At 40.6% G+C, this 16796-nt stretch carries 14 protein-coding genes; 6 read left to right on the top strand and 8 right to left on the bottom strand.

Features of this window, described 5'->3' with window-relative positions:
• The first annotated feature begins 154 nt into the window (after positions 1 to 154).
• The gene (gene wzx, locus VK664_RS18775; RefSeq protein ID WP_461400232.1) at positions 155 to 1537 is read left to right on the top strand and encodes an O-unit flippase-like protein; all 1383 of its coding nucleotides are present in this window, start codon (positions 155 to 157) and stop codon (positions 1535 to 1537) included.
• Between the two features lie 2 nt (positions 1538 to 1539).
• Positions 1540 to 2187, top strand: coding sequence for a CatB-related O-acetyltransferase (locus tag VK664_RS18780; protein WP_461400233.1), 648 nt, complete (start codon positions 1540 to 1542; stop codon positions 2185 to 2187).
• 692 nt (positions 2188 to 2879) lie between these two features.
• Here VK664_RS18780 and VK664_RS18785 read toward each other — a convergent pair.
• From VK664_RS18785 to VK664_RS18795, 3 genes are all read right to left on the bottom strand, one after another.
• Positions 2880 to 3344 carry a DUF983 domain-containing protein gene (locus tag VK664_RS18785; RefSeq protein ID WP_461400234.1) on the bottom strand — a complete coding sequence of 155 codons (465 nt, stop codon included), beginning with the start codon at positions 3342 to 3344 and terminating at the stop codon, positions 2880 to 2882.
• A 64-nt stretch (positions 3345 to 3408) separates the two neighbouring features.
• Positions 3409 to 4179 carry a glycosyltransferase family 2 protein gene (locus tag VK664_RS18790; RefSeq protein ID WP_461400235.1) on the bottom strand — a complete coding sequence of 257 codons (771 nt, stop codon included), beginning with the start codon at positions 4177 to 4179 and terminating at the stop codon, positions 3409 to 3411.
• A gap of 39 nt (positions 4180 to 4218) precedes the next feature.
• On the bottom strand, positions 4219 to 6024 hold the full coding sequence (locus tag VK664_RS18795) for an ABC transporter ATP-binding protein (protein ID WP_461400236.1): 1806 nt from the start codon (positions 6022 to 6024) through the stop codon (positions 4219 to 4221).
• Positions 6025 to 6201: 177 nt separating this feature from the next.
• On the opposite strand from VK664_RS18795, the gene VK664_RS18800 reads away from it, so the two are divergent.
• Entirely contained in the window at positions 6202 to 7311 is a 1110-nt protein-coding gene (locus tag VK664_RS18800; RefSeq protein WP_461400237.1) for a DUF1972 domain-containing protein, read from the top strand.
• A 1-nt stretch (position 7312) separates the two neighbouring features.
• Here the strand turns inward: VK664_RS18800 and VK664_RS18805 are convergent, their stop codons facing one another.
• From VK664_RS18805 to VK664_RS18815, 3 genes are read right to left on the bottom strand one after another with little or no spacing between them, the layout of a single operon-like run.
• Complete coding sequence (locus tag VK664_RS18805) at positions 7313 to 8443, bottom strand: glycosyltransferase family 4 protein (protein ID WP_461400238.1); 1131 nt, start codon at positions 8441 to 8443, stop codon at positions 7313 to 7315.
• 54 nt (positions 8444 to 8497) lie between these two features.
• Positions 8498 to 9715 carry a hypothetical protein gene (locus VK664_RS18810; protein WP_461400239.1) on the bottom strand — a complete coding sequence of 406 codons (1218 nt, stop codon included), beginning with the start codon at positions 9713 to 9715 and terminating at the stop codon, positions 8498 to 8500.
• A complete protein-coding gene (locus VK664_RS18815; protein WP_461400240.1) occupies positions 9702 to 10658 on the bottom strand; it encodes a glycosyltransferase family 2 protein in 957 nt (318 codons plus the stop codon). Before VK664_RS18815 ends, VK664_RS18810 begins: the two co-directional genes overlap by 14 nt.
• Before the next feature lie 326 nt (positions 10659 to 10984).
• Between VK664_RS18815 and VK664_RS18820 the strand changes: the two genes are divergently transcribed.
• The 3 genes from VK664_RS18820 (at position 10985) to VK664_RS18830 (ending at position 14087) form a co-directional block, all read left to right on the top strand.
• Entirely contained in the window at positions 10985 to 11830 is an 846-nt protein-coding gene (locus tag VK664_RS18820; RefSeq protein ID WP_461400241.1) for a Wzz/FepE/Etk N-terminal domain-containing protein, read from the top strand.
• A gap of 40 nt (positions 11831 to 11870) precedes the next feature.
• Positions 11871 to 13148, top strand: a complete 1278-nt coding sequence (locus VK664_RS18825; RefSeq protein ID WP_461400242.1) for an O-antigen ligase family protein — start codon at positions 11871 to 11873, stop codon at positions 13146 to 13148.
• A 204-nt stretch (positions 13149 to 13352) separates the two neighbouring features.
• On the top strand, positions 13353 to 14087 hold the full coding sequence (locus VK664_RS18830; RefSeq protein WP_461400243.1) for a sugar transferase: 735 nt from the start codon (positions 13353 to 13355) through the stop codon (positions 14085 to 14087).
• Here the strand turns inward: VK664_RS18830 and VK664_RS18835 are convergent, their stop codons facing one another.
• On the bottom strand, positions 14088 to 15629 hold the full coding sequence (locus VK664_RS18835) for a YifB family Mg chelatase-like AAA ATPase (RefSeq protein WP_461400244.1): 1542 nt from the start codon (positions 15627 to 15629) through the stop codon (positions 14088 to 14090).
• Positions 15630 to 15838: 209 nt separating this feature from the next.
• The coding region (locus VK664_RS18840) for a M1 family aminopeptidase (RefSeq protein ID WP_461400245.1) at positions 15839 to 16796 on the bottom strand (958 nt) is incomplete at its 5' end.

Below are 16796 nucleotides of genomic sequence, written 5' to 3' on the forward strand. Positions count from 1 at the left end.
AGGCTTTAGTTGGGGTAAATATGCAGATCGTGGGCGATACTAAAATATACCTCAGAGTAGAATCTAAGCACAAACAAGCGAATCATAGTTTTAAAACAGCCGTGAATTTGTATAAAAGTTAAGCCTGAATGCTTCCCCACATCGAGCTTGTAAAATGGAAATAGGAAAAAGTGACCTGCTGTGGAATTACACCGCCACATTTCTAAAACTTACTTCATCAGTCCTGCTGCTACCGTTCATTTTACGCAAAATGCCTTCGGAAACCATTGGATTGTGGTCCATATTTGTGTCAGTGACATCATTTGCCGGCCTTTTAGATCTAGGTTTTAGTGCTTCTTTTGCAAGAAACGTGACTTACATTTTCTCAGGCGTGCAAAGCTTAAAATCAAGAGGAGTGGACCCATTAGATCAGGCCGCGAAATCTATCAATTATGATTTGCTCAAAGCAACAATAAAGGCAATGAGGTGGTTCTATTTCCGAATGGCCGCCGTACTATTTATCTTACTAGTCACTTTTGGAACTTATTACATCTCGAGTTTACTTAAAAATTATCCCGGAAATCAAAAGGAAGTTTATTATGCATGGCTATTATTATGTCTGCTGAACACCTATAATTTATTTACCCTCTATTACGAGGCACTTCTTCATGGCAAGGGATTAGTTCGAAAATCTAAGCAGATTTTAATTGCAGGCCAGGGGGCCTATTTAATAATAGCAGCACTTCTCATTTGGTTTGAATTCGGTCTGATCGCTATTGTTACAGCTCAAATATCATCAATAATCATTGTTCGATTTTTTTCATACCGTGCCTTTTTTGATAGTTTTACAAAAACGGCTTTACAATCTGCAACCGCAGAGGCCAGCCGAGATATCCTGGTCGCGATTTATCCGAATTCCCTGAAAATTGGAATAACTGCATTCGGTGGATTCATGGTTCAACGCTCGGCATTGGTCATTGGTTCTATATATTTGTCATTAACTGACATTGCAGAGTATGCCATAACAATGCAAATGATCACCGTACTTTCTGGATTTGCAACCATATACATAGCTACTTATCAACCAAGAATAGTACAACTCCGGGTTGTCAATGATATGGCAACAATAAAGCAGCTTTACCTAAATGGGCAAAAGCTAATGTTTATAACTTTCCTTTTGGGAGGCATTGGTCTTTTAAGTGCTGGTGCTTATATCTTAAATTTGATTGGAAGTCAAACCAGGTTGATGCGGACCGACTTAATTACAATTGCGTTAGTACTTGCATTCATCGAAACAAATCTAATAATAGCAGGCACTATCCTAGTCACAAAAAATGAAGTCCCTTACTTCAAAGCCGCCATAATCTCCGGCGTTATGATTGTTCTAGGATTGTTTTTAAGCTTTGAATATATGAATCTAGGGTTACTTACACTTTTGCTCGTCCCTCTGATTATTAACTTAAGCTATCAAGCTTGGAAATGGCCACTAGAAGTAATTCGAGATCTAGATATTAATATAAAAGATATTTACGCCAATCTTATAGGTATTAAAAAGTAAAGATGATGCTCAACTCTATAAAAATTAAAATAAAGAAAAGTCTTTTCATAAGACAATGGCGTAAGGAAAATAAACATAATCAAACGATCCCTAACTCAATATTTCCCAGCGAGGTCGTCAAAATAGGTCGCAACACATATGGATTCCTTAATATTTCGTTTCGTCATATTTTAAAGACTGGTTGTCAATTAAGGATTGGCAGCTATGTATCGATAGCTGATAATGTGACCTTCCATTTAACAGAAAATCATCAGACGCGGACTTTTACAACATTTCCGATAAAATCCTTCCTAAATAACGAGCAAGATGCAAGTGACGCCTTGAGTAAAGGCGAAACAATAATAGAGGATGAGGTTTGGATAGGATACGGTGTGTCAATACTTTCAGGAGTTAAAATTGGAAAGGGAGCAATCATAGCAACGGGAGCGGTGGTGGTAAGTGATATCCCACCCTATACCCTGGCTGGAGGCGTTCCTGCAAAAGTAATTAGAAACAGATTTTCATTTGAGATAACCCAGCGTTTGTTAAACTTGCACTTAGTCAATCTAGACTCGAAAACCTTAAAAGACAATATTGAACTGTTTTACCGACCAATAGAATTAAACGGAGTTTTAGACTCAATTGAATCACTTTTTAAGGAATCAAATTGATGAAAGAAAGCAACTACGGAAACATTCGGTGTAGGCAGACATAAGTACCAGCGGCGCGGTATATACTGTCAACTACGACCGCATATTTCATTAGCGCGAAAGGGTTGCATATACATACCAGATCGGTTTGCACTGGTTGAATGACGAAGTTGGTGTTCCACTCGGAATTAGTTTTTTTACCGGCAAACAAAACCATCATGCGGAATTAAGCCTTACGTTCATACCGTATGTTAAGCGCGTTAATTACCTGTTCAGAAAAGGGAATGTTTCGGACAAATACCTGTACATAGCCTCGTGTATTGGATACCGTTTTCAGAAATCTAATGGTAGGCTGTACGTTATGTCGCTGGTGGCACCGCTTATCTTGCTTGATCCCCCATCTGATGATTTCTGGAACATGATGCGAAAGTATCAGCTTTGCTAAGTATCGGACTAGGATACACCTTCTAGTGCTATACAAGCTCGTACTCGGGATTGTGCCTATGCAAGTGGCAGCTATACTTTTTTGAATCAGTGTAGCAAATACTGCCAGTCTGGCAAATCTCGAATTAGAGCCCATTGAGAGATTGCCTCCACAGAGTCGCAAGGGATTTCGTCCGCAAGTACCAGTTTGGAATATGTGATTCGTCCGCGTGTGTGATTCGTCTGCGCAAACTCAACCAGTGAGCAGTCACACTGCTGTATCTGTTATACTATTGGTGGTTACCGCCTTCAGGACGATTGTATGAATCGGTCTCATAGTCAAACTTGACCGCTTCGGTTTTTTCATAATCCGGATCAAAGTTCACAAAAAAATAAAGGTAGATAACGCGGCTGATCCTCATCAACCAGGGTTGCAATACTACGAGCATAGTAATGTTGATGCCCATCCACCAGAAGACGCGGTTGTCGCTGGTAGACATACCGATCAGGACGTACCAGGCTACGAAGCTGGCAACGCAAAAGGCGACAGAAAGTGCATAACTTACATAGCCGGTGCCATACCAGAAACCGACCTCCATTTCATACTTCTGACCACAGACTGGGCATCTGTCATGCATCGACAAAACTTTTTTGAGAAACCAGGGATTATCGTTTGTAAACATAGGTCCCTTGCGGCAACGGGGACACTTCATCGTTAACATACTCCACAGGTAACTAGGCTTTTGTTCTGGCATCTCTGAGACAATTCTTGAGCTGCAAATTTATGCTATATTATGGGAGAGCCGGGCCGAATTTTGATCAGTCAAATCGCCGTTTACGGGGATGCCAGAGCCGATACAGCTTGATATATTTGAGAAACGTATGGTGTGCAGAAATTCGGGCAATGATGAAGCCCTCTGCTCCATCCAACATGCCAAGTCTTAACACATACCCCTGAATAAAGGTCCAGAAAGGATTTATAATGAAATTAAACCAGTAGGCTCGTCTGCCTCGCTTATACATTGATTCAGCGGCAATGGTGCTGAACTTGTTACCATGTGCAACATGTTCTTCAATTGAATCGTATGAAAAATGTAAGATATCGCCGGGCAAATGGGTTACCGGAACGGGTGAAGAAAGTACGATTTTATCGTGGGGATTCATTCCTCCCCAGGAAGCAATCCTTTTATCAAAAAGACGAAGTTTCTTGTCGGGGTACCACTGCCCGTGACGGATAAAACGACCTCCATAACGGGTGCAGCGATTCATTGAATATGCTTTTCCTGTGGGGGCTGCCTTTTCTTTCGCAACGGCTTCAAGTAGTGAACCATCAAGCATTTCGTCTGCATCAAGGCTCAACACAAAATTATGACTGGCATATTTGAGCGCCAGGTTTTTCTGTTCTATATATCCGCGGAATTTTGATTCATGTATAACGGCACCTTTTGAACGGGCTATTTCAACCGTTTTATCAGTGGAATAGCAGTCCAATACAATAATCTCATCAGCAACAGGCTTTACTGATTCTATACAATTACTGATATGTGCTTCCTCATTATACGTGATAATGACTACTGATAAATGTTGCATTGGCGCAATTCCGGTAGATTTTTAATGCTATAAACTTTGTTAATTTAGTTTAGCATGTTCTGGCACGGCTTTGACTTCCGTTTTGCGTTCACCGATCTGTTGGCGCCACATGGCATAGTAAAGCCCAGTTTCAGCCAGTAGTTGCTCATGTGTACCTGTTTCAATAATCAGGCCTTTTTCAAGAACATAGATCCTGTCTGCGTGCATAATGGTCGACAGCCGGTGAGCAATCAAAATGGTTATCTGATTCCTTAACGAAGAAACTTTCCTTATAGTACTTGTAATCTCTTCTTCTGTGATCGAATCCAGGGATGAAGTGGCCTCGTCAAAGATCAGGACCTTCGGTTTCCGTAATAGAGCGCGTGCAATGGAAATACGTTGCTTTTCGCCCCCTGATAATTTCAGACCCCCTTCTCCGATCATGGTTTCCAAGCCTTTATCTGCCCTCGACAGCAGGTTATAGCAGGAAGCTTTATTCAGGGCATCCAAAATGTCATCTTCTGAGGCTGAAGGGTTTACAAAAAGCAGATTTTCCCGGATTGTGCCGGAAAATAGCTGTGTATCCTGTGTAACAAATCCAATCTGGTTGCGAAGGTCGTCAAAATGTATGGAGGTTTCATCGATGCCATTGTAGAGTATCTTGCCCTCCTGAGGCCGGTACAAGCCCACCAGCAATTTCATCAGGGTAGTTTTTCCCGAACCGGAAGGCCCCACAAAAGCGATGGTTTCGCCTTTTTGCACAGCGAAGTTTATATTTTCAATCGCCCTTTGCTGGGCAGTCTGGTGCTTAAATCCAACTTTCTGAAATTGCAGCGTCGCCACATCCCCCAGATGTTTTGGATTAACTGGCTGAGGTTCGGGCGATTTCCTCATCAACGTGTTAAAATTGTTTAAAGATGCCTCCGCTTCCCTGTAAGAGAGGATAATATTTCCTATTTCCTGTAAGGGGCCGAATACAAAAAACGAATAAATCTGCATAGTTACCAATTGTCCTGCATCCATAGTATGACGAAAGATCAGCCACATCAGGATAAACAGGATAACCTGTCTTAGTGTATTAACAAAAGTGCCCTGGATGAAACTGATGCTCCGGATCCGCTTCACTTTAGTAAGTTCAAGACCGAGAATTTTATAAGTGTTTTTGTTAAGACGGTTGACTTCCTGGTCAGTTAGCCCAAGGCTTTTAACAAGTTCTATATTACGCAGGGATTCTGTGGTTGAACCTGCAAGAGATGTTGTTTGCGAAACAATGTTCTTTTGAATAACCTTTATTTTTTTACTGAGCAGGTTCGTAATGGTTGTCAGTAACAGAATACCGGTAAAATAAGCAACCGGTACTGACCAGTGTATAAAGAGTCCCGCGTATACACACACGAAAAGAACGCCCACTAATACTCCAAAAAGAATGTTAATAAAATAGTTCATGAAACGTTCAGTGTCAGTGCGCACCTTAGCAAGAACGCTCAGGGTTTCACCACTGCGCTGGTCCTCAAACTCCTGGTAAGGAAGTTTCATAGCGTGCTTAAGCCCATCGGTAAACACCTTAGCCCCGAACTTTTGAACTATCACATTGAGAAAATAATCCTGGAAATTTTTTGCAAGTCGACTTATCATCGCAACCCCTATGGAAGCCAGCAGCAGCCACATCACACTGTTATAGGGCTTTGTAAAAAACTCCTCGGTTGTATAATTAGTAGAATTTACTTTGTAATCCAGCGCCAGGTTAACAAGTTTACCAAATATAATAGGATCAAGAAGTGAAAAACCGGTGTTTATTGCAGCCAGCAACAATGTTAAACCAACCAGCCATTTATGTGGCCTGAGATATTGAAATAGGATTTTCATGGAATGAAGATATGAAGATAATAGAAATAGATTGATGATAGTCAATGTATCATTCATCAAAATTTCTACGATTTCGATGAATATCATTTAATTTTGAAGGTTTATATTTTGAATCACTGCAGAACTGCGAAGCATTCGCTTTTTTGTTTTGCAACACCTCATCCTACAGTCAGAATTATGAAGATTGGTATATTAGGTACTCGGGGAATCCCAAATGCATACGGGGGCTTTGAACAATTTGCCCAGTATCTCGCTCAGGGATTGCAGTTAAAAGGCCACCACGTTTCAGTGTATAATTCCACAAATCATCCATATAAGAAAAGTGAATGGCAGGGGGTCAGAATTATTCATTGTAAAGATTGGGAAGAGAACATCGGAACAACCGGGCAGTTTATTTTTGATTTCAATTGTATCCAGGATGCCAGGAGAAGGGGGTTTGACATTCTGTTACAACTGGGCTATACCAGTAATTCAATATGGCATAATCTGTGGCCGAAAAAAGCAATCAATATTATTAATCTTGACGGGCTGGAATGGAAGAGAAGTAAGTATAGTAAACAGACCCAGAAGTTCCTGCAGGTTGCAGAAAAACTTGCGGTAAGAAACGGGGATATGCTTATTTCAGATTCGTTAGGCATTCAGCAATATATCCAGGATAAATATGGTCGTAGTTCAACTTATATACCTTACGGTGCCGAAGTGTTTACCCAGCAGGATGAATCGAAGGTCACCGCTTTCGGACTTGAACCCTATGGATATCATCTTCTGATAGCCAGGATGGAACCGGAAAATAATATCGAAACCATTATCAGGGGCCACATACTATCTTCAAGTCCTGAGCCGCTGATTATTATCGGAAACCAAAATAATAAATTCGGGAAATTATTGCAGAAAAGATATAAGAGCCCCGATATCAGGTTTGTTGGATCTATTTACGACTTTGAGCTGCTGAATAATCTCCGGTATTTTTCCAGTATTTATTTTCATGGCCATTCGGTGGGAGGTACAAATCCCTCTTTGCTGGAAGCGATGGGTTGTCATTGTTATATAGTTGCCCACGACAATATCTTTAACAGGGCAATATTAGGTGAAAATGCCAATTACTTTTTGAACGAAGAAGATGTCAATCGCGCGATCGATATCGGGCATGATCCTGAACTCCGCAAAAAAAACGGCGATAAAAACGTAGAGAAGATCACCCAGGAATATCGCTGGCAGATTATAATCGATAAATATGAAAGTCTGTTTATTGAGGCCCTGAAGTCAAGGGAACTGGTTTCGAAATAATTCAGACAGATGCTTGTTTAATCAACTCGTACAGTTTCTGTGCTGAGCTTTGCCATGAATACTGTTCCCTGATTGTATTGGAAATAGATTCCAGGTTCGGATCGGTTGTCCCCGCATCGATTGCCCTTGCCAGTTTATTATTGAATTCGGCCTGGTTTGTGGGGTCAAAATGATTTTCGCCAAAAAAAGTGAAGTCGCTCATTGCAGATGCGTTTGAACAGAGAACGGGAATCTTTAACGCCCCGGCTTCCAATGGGGGTATTCCGAATCCTTCAGCTTTTGAAGGATAAACAAAGACCTGCGCAGCACGATAAAATTCTAAAAGGTCCTTATCATTAATGCGGCTGTTTATAAAAATGCAACTTTGAACAGTGGGAGGTAAGGAGTTATAGAGGGTATCAAATCCCGGTACTTCAAGGCTCCGATGCCCCAGCAACACCAATTGAAAACCTTTAGCAAACAGGCCCAGGTCTAAGAATGATTGCAACACTAATACATGATTTTTTCTTGGCTCGAATCTGCTTACATAAAGAACAAACCGTGAAACTCCGTAATTATTCAGAATATATTCTTCAGCCGCAGTTTTGTCAAATGATTCAAAAAAGCGCTTACTCACGCCATTGGGGATTACGGAGATCGGCTTATTGCGGATTTTTAAAAACTTCCGGATTGACCTTTCGGAATAGTGCGAAACGGTAGTCAGAATATCCGATCGTTTTGCGGAATAACCGAAAAGGAAATTTTTTGAATACCGGTATTTCAGGGAGAATTCTTCGGGAAACTCGTTGAAGATAACATCGTGAGTTGTCACCAGGTACCTGGCGTTTTTTATTGGTGGTACGATGTATTGAAAATGTGCTATATCTATTTCGAGTTTTGTTAATAGCCGCGGTAACTCGAATAAAAGCCTGGATACTGACGATTTATTCCTGTATGGTACAAACACAATGCTGTCATTGTCTTTGAACTCTTTTTTTAAATTTTGAATGTCAAAGGCAGCCAGGTATAACTCAAGATCCGGTTTGCCGGCAAGTAGGAGGTAAATTTCTCTTATAAAAGTTCTTGTGCCCTGGTATTCGGAATCGAAAACATGGGCATCAACAAAAATCCTGGTTTTATTAGCTGGTTTCAATTTTCCTTTTGTTATTTGATATCTGCTGGTAGTGTTTTTCCCCACTGTCAATTGTTACTGCTGGTTCTGAGTTAGCCTGCTACCCGCTTTAATATCGAACTGGGGGAATGCATGAGTAAATGCGAGGATCCAAATAACGTATTCCGCCGTATTGGTTGTAAAACTTCCCGTAAACTGGTAAATGAAAATAAAGCAAAATAAAAGAAGCTGGAAATAATTGTTCCAGACCTTTGTTGCAAAAAACAGGCATAGCTCAATGGCAATCCGAAGAAATAATCCAAAATATCCAAAGATGACCAATGTCTCTGCCGTTGCATTTGGGATTGACATGCCGGTCAGATTAAGCGGATAGAGATAAAAGTCACGGATGATTTCGGCCCCGAGAAATTTGATCTGTCCCGGTCCTATGCCCCAGAATTCCTCTCTCTGGTCGAGAATCATCAGGGCGAGTTTAAATGCTTCATAAGTCCGGCCCCGCCCCGAAGAATCTTTATCGCTTAGAATATTCTCAATCCTCACAAACAATGGATTTTCAGGAAAGAAAATAATTGCTATAAGGAAGATTATTACGCTTAGAATAGCGGCCGTGGTAATAATATTAAGCACCATTCTCTTTCTTGTCAGGCTTCTGAAATGTGCAACATAAGTGATCATCAGTGATAAAGCAATACAACTCATTACACCAAGGGAGAAAGATAACACATAAGGTAACGCGATCATCGCCAGTAATAAAATGGTATTTATCCTGTTTTGTTTTAAAATTATCTGCAACAAAAAGAAAAAAAACAAGGGCACCATCACAGTAGCATAATACGATGCTTCATAAGTAAACATTTTAAGCCGGCGAAAATCATCGATGCCTTCAGTAAGATCCTGTTTGATCCAGAGCAAATCCTGGAAAGATGTGAAATACACCGGGATAGCTACAAGACATAAAATAAAATTTATTCTCAGGAGTTTGGTAAATATGAACTCAGGATCTTTGACCTCTTTGAGAAAAGTATAAAAGGCTTGTCCGAATATATAAACACCGGAAAGGTTTAAAAAAGACACCAGGTATGCTGTATCGTCTACTCCATAGTGCGACTGGATCAGATAGTACACGATAAAACAAAAAAGAAAAGGAAGATAGACGTCTTTTTTACGTGTGATTAGAATGTAATAATAGAATAACGGAGCGAGCAGGGTAGTGAAGGTCAGCCCAAAGGGTAACCCAAAGGAATTGAAGAAAAAATATACGATAGCAAAGGGCAGGTATTTACTGATCTTCATTTTGCTTCATTTTATTAAATGCCCTGAGCCCGGATAAGCTGCCTTTGGCACGATCAAACTGACCTGCTATTAACCTTCTTCCTATCCTTAATAAAGTAGAAAATTTGGCATATTTCAGATTTGATTTTGAATATTCCTGCACGAAAAGCAGGCCATTCCGGGTATAGTAAAAATCCGAAAGATAACTTTTTCCGATTGTTGCACTAATCTTATCATAACAGATGGCCTTAAGACAAACATTTAATTTATAACCTGCTCTTTTCGCATTATAACACCAGGCTGTCTCTTCCCAGTAGAGAAAATATTTGACAGGCAAAAGACCGAGTGTTTCGAAATGTGATGCATGTAAAAATATGCAGCTGCCGTTTAAATAATCTAGGTTACCCAGTTCATCAATTTCTGTTATAAACCTGATAGTCGCAGTAGGCCAGTTTATCTGGCCCCCTCCGTACGAATAAATTTCAGAGGGGTTATCATATTTTTTAAGTGTAGCCCCGGTGATGGAACGAAAAGGCTGTTGACTTGTGTACGATACAAGTTCCTGCAAAGTATCAGGCGCGACGATCGTATCGGGATTCAGCAACCATATCCAGGCATCTTGATCTTTGAGATACTTCAGTATTACGTTATTACCCGCAGCAAAACCGTCATTTTGTAAATTCTGAATCAGATTAAGCTTACCAAACTTAACAATGAGTTCCGGTCGCAACTCATTTTCGTTTTGCGTTGAAAGAAAACCCAATTCTGGTGTATGAATCTTTTCCCACAATTTTTCTGTAGTAGTCCAGTTCTCCAGCTTTTGAATAGATTGGTCTCCGGAGGCATTGTCCAGCACCACGATCTTGTAGTTGGAATACGTTGAATCAAGTATAGATAAGACGCATTCTTTCACATCTGACCAGTTCTTATAATTAAGAATAACTATGTAAACAAGCTTGTTCAAATTATAATGCAGTTGGGTTTAAAAGACAAAGAAAGGGTAAGTGTTTTCTATTATTCACCAAAGCGAATCGAATAAATACCTGGGTAATTGAGGAAGGTTCCAGGCATTTCCCGGTTGAAGAATCTGGCATTCGTAAGTTCAAGGAATAATGAATTTGTTAAACGATCGATCTCAAATTGGTTTTACTGATCTGTAAATTAATACCAAATGTATGAACGGAAAGGATATATAATTTAGTTCCATTGCATTTAAATTATATTATTATGAGTTCAGTTTATTATTTTAGTGCTTCATATTAACACAACCGAAAAATCTGAATCGTTCCTATGTCCATTTATCCTGAGCATAATTCTTCAAATAACGATGAAATAGATCTCCTGAAATTCGTAGAAAAAATCGTCCGGTTTTTCAGGACAAACCTAAAATTTATCCTTGGGGGTATTTTGATTGGTCTTCTTGCCGGGATCCTGTATTATTATATTACTCCAAAAAAGTATACGGCTACGATGATTGTTCAGTCCACAGTCCTCACAAATGCGGAACAAATCGAGGTGCTAAAGAACTGGAATGACCTGGTGAAAAGAAACGAGCTTGAAATTCTGGCCAGGTTCCTTAATACCAATACCGGTATTATTAGTAAGCTTCGCCTGATTGAAGGAATTGAGATATTAAAATTGTATGTGGAGAACAATTCCATCGGATTCAGGATCAATGTACTTGTGAGTGACACCACGATCCTGGATACATTGCAGCGTTCAATAATTTATGGCCTTGAGAACGGCGAGTACATTAAGAGTCGCGTGGATGCGAGGACACAGGATCTGCATAAATTAATCAGAGAAGTGCAGTCCCAGATCGCCCAATTGGATTCGACCAAAAAGTTAGTCGAGAGACAATTTAGTTTGCAAGGCAAATCTGGTTCATCGGTAATAGTGAATCTTTCGGATATGAACACACAGACGGTTGCGTTAAATGAGAAATTGCTGAAATATGAAGAAGAGTTGAAGTTTATCAGTCCATTGAAAGTGCTCCAGAATTTTATTAAATACAAAAAACCCTTTGAACCCAAACTTGTAAAATGCGTTGTATTGGGTTTGGTCTGCGGTTTTATAGTGGGTTACCTGCTTGCATTTTTTAATCTCATTTCGGTAAGATTAAGCCGTAACAAGTAAACCCCAATGATTTAGTCCTGTGCATAATTCCTTTCCAATAATGCAAAAAAAGCACCTGGATAGTTTACTGCTGTTAGGATATTCCCTGTTTTTTATCAGCCTGGTTTTTGCGGTACGCCCATTAAACAGTATTGCTATAGCATTTTTAGCACTTATCGGATTATTGTTCCGCTTTAGTATTCAAGAGAACAAACAGATCCGGAAAAATACAAGACTGTTTTGGCTAAGCTGTTTTTTGTTTTACCTGCTTTACATCCTTTCATTATTATACACTTCGAATTATGCTGAAACATTGAGACAACTTCAGCTGAAAAGCTCGCTGGTATTTGTTCCTTTGTTTCTTGTATTATATCGGCCTTCCCGAAGGCAATTAGAACTTTATAACACTGTTTATATATTCAGTTTGTTGATTGCCGTGGTTTTCTGCCTTCTTTTCGCTACCTACAAAACTATGTTCAGGGAAGCTTCTGGCAGTGATTGGTGGTTCTACCATGCGCTTGTAAGTCCTTTCAAACAACATGCTGTCTTGTTCTCAATGCTGATATTTTTTGCATTAACCGATATTGTTGACCGTTTTCATCAGAAAGAATACCTGGTGAACTTTTGGTTTCATGGCTTAGTACTTACCTTATTCATAGGTTTTTTATTCCTGCTATCCTCGAAACTTATTATTTCAGGATTTATCTTATATGTCCTGGCCTTCATAACCAGGGTGGTCCGTAACAGGTCGATTACCATTTTCTCAATTTCAGTTTTATTTATCACCATAGTTGGCCTGTTTGCCACTGTTAATCCAATAAGCAACCGGTTTCGCGAGATTGTTGAGGGTGATATGTCAATGATCTCCCAGCCTAAATTCAGCCAGGGTACTTATTTTAATGGGCTCCAATTCAGGCTTATTCAATGGAAGAATGTGGCGGAACTCCTGGATGAAAATAACGCGGTGATTCTTGGACTATCGCCTGGTAATGCCCAGGAAAAGTTAAATGAGAAATATATCAGCAAAGACATGTATTACGGTACTGTGGAAAGGCATGAGCGTGGATTTCTTGGTTACAATACCCATAATCAGTTCCTTGAATCGACGCTTCACCTGGGTATAACCGGACTCACGGTTTTTCTTTTTATGATCGCCGGATTAATACTATTATGCCTAAAGGGAAAGTCAACCCAATTGTGGTTTGTGGTTGGTATGCTGCTTGCTTTTTGTCTAACAGAATCCGTCCTCGAGACTCAATACGGGCTGGTTATTTTTACGTTTTTTCCAGTTTTCTTCTACTACAGGACAATAGCAGATAAACCAATCCGAATAAGCTGATTATCAGAGATCTTATTATTTTTAATACACCCTGAAAAATAAAATGGAGAAAGCAACGTTTTGAACATTCAAAATGTCACCTTATCTGGTTGACCAAGAGACGAAAGTGTTTTCCGAATTAAATATTTTTAGCTGTTAATGTTTCTGAGTCAGTAGCCGTAATCAATTCAAATTAATCGAATGCCTCAACAAACCATGGACCCAATGATTCAAAAGTTAGCCGTTGTGGCTTCCTCATCCAGCCAACATTTGAGACAGCATATTGACAGCAAACTGGCATTCTATCGTGGTAAGAGACTATTTGACATAACTACATCGCTTTTCGTAAGTGTTTTCATCCTGAGCTGGTTGTTTCCACTTATAGCGTTTTTAATTCGCCTTGAGTCACGTGGACCAGTGCTGTTTATTCAACGCAGGGTTGGAATGGGTGGAAGAACTTTCCATTGCCTGAAATTCCGTACCATGGTTGTTAATTCAGATGCAAATACCAGGCAGGCACAGATAAACGATCGCCGGATTACGAGGGTTGGACATTTTCTGCGAATCTCAAATCTTGATGAATTTCCGCAATTTTTAAATGTATTAATTGGAGATATGAGCATAGTTGGTCCACGTCCTCATATGCATTCTGATTGCTCTAAATTTTCTTCCCTGGTAAATGGTTATAAGTTTAGAAATATGGTAAAGCCGGGTATTACAGGTTTGGCACAGGTGAAAGGATACCGGGGTCCGACAAAAGATTTCGCAAGTATTTTTCACCGCTACCAGTTTGATGCGTTCTATGTACGCAATGCCAATTTCTGGCTTGATATGAGAATTATCAGGAAAACTGCAGGTCAAACCGTTATTGCATTGATTAATAAATTAAGCGGCGATTCACAGCCAGGTCCCCTTACTAACCGCAGATGGGTGATGGCAATCAGAAGTTTTCTTAGCTAATCATCCTGCCCAGCCTTCGCGATCCAGGGTGCGATACTGAATGGCTTCAGCAAGATGTTCCGGCCTGATAGAAGCACTGCTTTCGAGGTCAGCGATTGTTCTCGATACCTTAAGTATACGGTCATAAGCCCTCGCAGATAAATTGAACCTGGTCATAGCTGATCTGATCAGCGCCGCACAGGACCTATCCAGTGTACAGATATCCCTTAACATTTTCGACGACATCTGGGCATTACAATAATTTCCTTCATCACCAGAAAAGCGATCTGTTTGTATTTTTCTTGCATTAATAACCTTAGAGCGGATAGTGGCGGAGGTTTCGCTTTTTGTATTAAGAGACAGTTCTGCAAAGGCGACTGGTGTAACTTCTACATGCAGATCTATCCTATCGAGCAATGGTCCTGAAATTTTGTTTAGATATCGTTGAACAGAACCCGGCGGACAACTGCATAACTTGTCAGGGTGATTATAAAATCCGCAGGGGCAGGGATTCATCGAAGCTATCAACATAAAACCCGCCGGGAAATCTACGGATACACTTGCCCTTGAGATGGTAACTTTTCTTTCCTCGATAGGCTGGCGCATGACCTCCAATACAGATCTTTTAAACTCGGGTAGTTCATCAAGGAATAAAACACCGTTATGCGCCAGTGATATTTCACCTGGCTGTGGCAATATTCCGCCTCCAACCATGGCGATATCACTGATGGTATGATGAGGCGCACGAAAGGGACGTTTGGAAATCAGGGTTGCATTTTCAGGTAGCCGGCCCGCAACGGAATGGATTTTTGTCGTCTCCAGGGCTTCCCGAAGTGTGAGGGGAGGCAGGATTGTTGGTAGTCTCTTTGCCAGCATGGTTTTTCCTGCACCGGGCGGGCCGATAAGAATGGCATTATGCCCACCGGCTGCTGCTATTTCCAATGAACGTTTTATATTTTCCTGTCCTTTTACATCACAAAAGTCTGCATCAAAATCCTGTTGTGATTGCATAAATGCTTCGTTCAGGTCAACTACTGTAGTTGTCAGATAACCTGGATCTTCGAAGAACCTGATCACCTGTTCGATATGAGAGACTCCATAGACTTTGATATTATTAACCATACCTGCCTCGCGGGAGTTTTGTTGGGGAAGAATCAATCCTTTGAAACCTTCCTTTGATGATGTGATGGCGATTGGCAAAGCACCTTTAATAGGCCTTATGGCTCCATCGAGATTAAGCTCTCCCATAATCACAAAGTCTTTTAGTCGCTCAGCGTTTTTTATCTGGTTTGAAGCTGCCAGTGTTCCGATAGCGATTGCGAGATCAAAGGCAGATCCACTTTTTTTTATATCGGCAGGAGAGAGGCTTACCACGAGTTTAGTGCGCGGCATTCGATAGCCATTCGACTTGATAGCACTTTCAACCCGGCGGATGCTTTCGCGAACGGCATTATCCGCAAGACCCACGATGAAAACATGTGCACCATCCAATACGTTCACTTCGATGGTGATCGTGATGGCCTCTATACCATACACAGCAGATCCAAAAGTTTTTACAAGCATGAAAATAGCCGGTTCGTTATTGAACCGGCAGTTTACCATTTCTTATTTACGCGCAGGAAGTATTAAAATCTTAGAATTGCAGAAAATCACCATTGATATCTGAGTGCAATGAAAACAATCAAGGCAATCAAAGCATTAAGGGGTTAAAATAATTACCCCATACTAAACTTCCGGCCTCTTCTTACGGAGTTGAGCCTGTGAAATTTGACTCACCGTTTCCGGGCAACCGATTCGCCCTCATATAGCAGTTTCGTGTGTTCATCAACGTGGATCCGGATTGGTTCGAAATTAACCGGGATGTCGGTTGAACTGGTTTTGTCCTTCACATTCAGCTTTATGCTCCTTGACGTATTCGTTCCAGAACCACCATAAGCGGTGAGTTCTAAGGGAAAAACAAACAGGGTCGGTTGCTGTTGAACAACTGTGACGGTCACTAGTTTTTTCTGTGGATTATATTTGTAGCTGATATCAAGCTTTGGTTGTCCGGCAACATAAAGCCATTGATAAAAGAATTGATTCAGGTTTTTCCCGGAAACAGTTTCCATGATTTTCTGAAAATCAGCAGTCACTGCGTTTTTTCCGGCATAGGTTTTATAATATAATTGTATTCCTTTCCAAAATGCTTCATCACCTGTTTCCTGTCTTAGCATATGCAATACCCAACTCGCCTTTTGATATGAATTTGGATTTAACAATTCCATGTATGATTTAACCGACGAATCCACTACCGGCAGAAGTTTAGTTGCAGTAAAAACCTTCACCTCCTGCCTGTCACCAATCAGCAGGGAGTTAGCTGAGTCAACCCCATATTTCTTTTCCATGAAGTACATGGTCAAATAGGTGGCAAAACCTTCGCTTAGCCATAGATGTGAGAAATCCGATTCGGTTGCCATGTCTCCGAACCATTGATGCGCGATCTCATGAACAATGGTTGACTCACCGGTTCTTTCCCCGGTAATCATTTGTTCCGCATAGAATATGGCTCCAGCGTTTTCAAGTCCGCCAAAGGTTGTTTTTGATTGAACATTAGCCAGCTTGCGAAATGGGAAGGGAGCTATCTGTTTTTCAAAAAAAGGGATGATTTCTTTAGCTAAGGCAAAATCATAAAACCCTTTGTCCCGGTCTTCAGGATACACCCAGGATGAGATATCTATTGCCCCGGTGCTG

The sequence above is a fragment of the Flavitalea sp. genome, from assembly GCF_035489435.1.
In the GTDB taxonomy this organism is placed as follows: domain Bacteria; phylum Bacteroidota; class Bacteroidia; order Chitinophagales; family Chitinophagaceae; genus DATHKG01.

Excerpts from the sequence above, each read along its gene's own strand:
- VK664_RS18800 (WP_461400237.1), top strand. The coding sequence starts at position 6,202 with ATGAAGATTGGTATATTAGGTACTCGGGGAATCCCAAATGCATACGGG.
- wzx (WP_461400232.1), top strand. The coding sequence starts at position 155 with ATGGAAATAGGAAAAAGTGACCTGCTGTGGAATTACACCGCCACATTT.
- VK664_RS18795 (WP_461400236.1), bottom strand. The coding sequence starts at position 6,024 with ATGAAAATCCTATTTCAATATCTCAGGCCACATAAATGGCTGGTTGGT.
- VK664_RS18825 (WP_461400242.1), top strand. The coding sequence starts at position 11,871 with ATGCAAAAAAAGCACCTGGATAGTTTACTGCTGTTAGGATATTCCCTG.
- VK664_RS18780 (WP_461400233.1), top strand. The coding sequence starts at position 1,540 with ATGATGCTCAACTCTATAAAAATTAAAATAAAGAAAAGTCTTTTCATA.
- VK664_RS18820 (WP_461400241.1), top strand. The coding sequence starts at position 10,985 with ATGTCCATTTATCCTGAGCATAATTCTTCAAATAACGATGAAATAGAT.
- VK664_RS18810 (WP_461400239.1), bottom strand. The coding sequence starts at position 9,715 with ATGAAGATCAGTAAATACCTGCCCTTTGCTATCGTATATTTTTTCTTC.
- VK664_RS18830 (WP_461400243.1), top strand. The coding sequence starts at position 13,353 with ATGATTCAAAAGTTAGCCGTTGTGGCTTCCTCATCCAGCCAACATTTG.
- VK664_RS18790 (WP_461400235.1), bottom strand. The coding sequence starts at position 4,179 with ATGCAACATTTATCAGTAGTCATTATCACGTATAATGAGGAAGCACAT.
- VK664_RS18835 (WP_461400244.1), bottom strand. The coding sequence starts at position 15,629 with ATGCTTGTAAAAACTTTTGGATCTGCTGTGTATGGTATAGAGGCCATC.
- VK664_RS18785 (WP_461400234.1), bottom strand. The coding sequence starts at position 3,344 with ATGCCAGAACAAAAGCCTAGTTACCTGTGGAGTATGTTAACGATGAAG.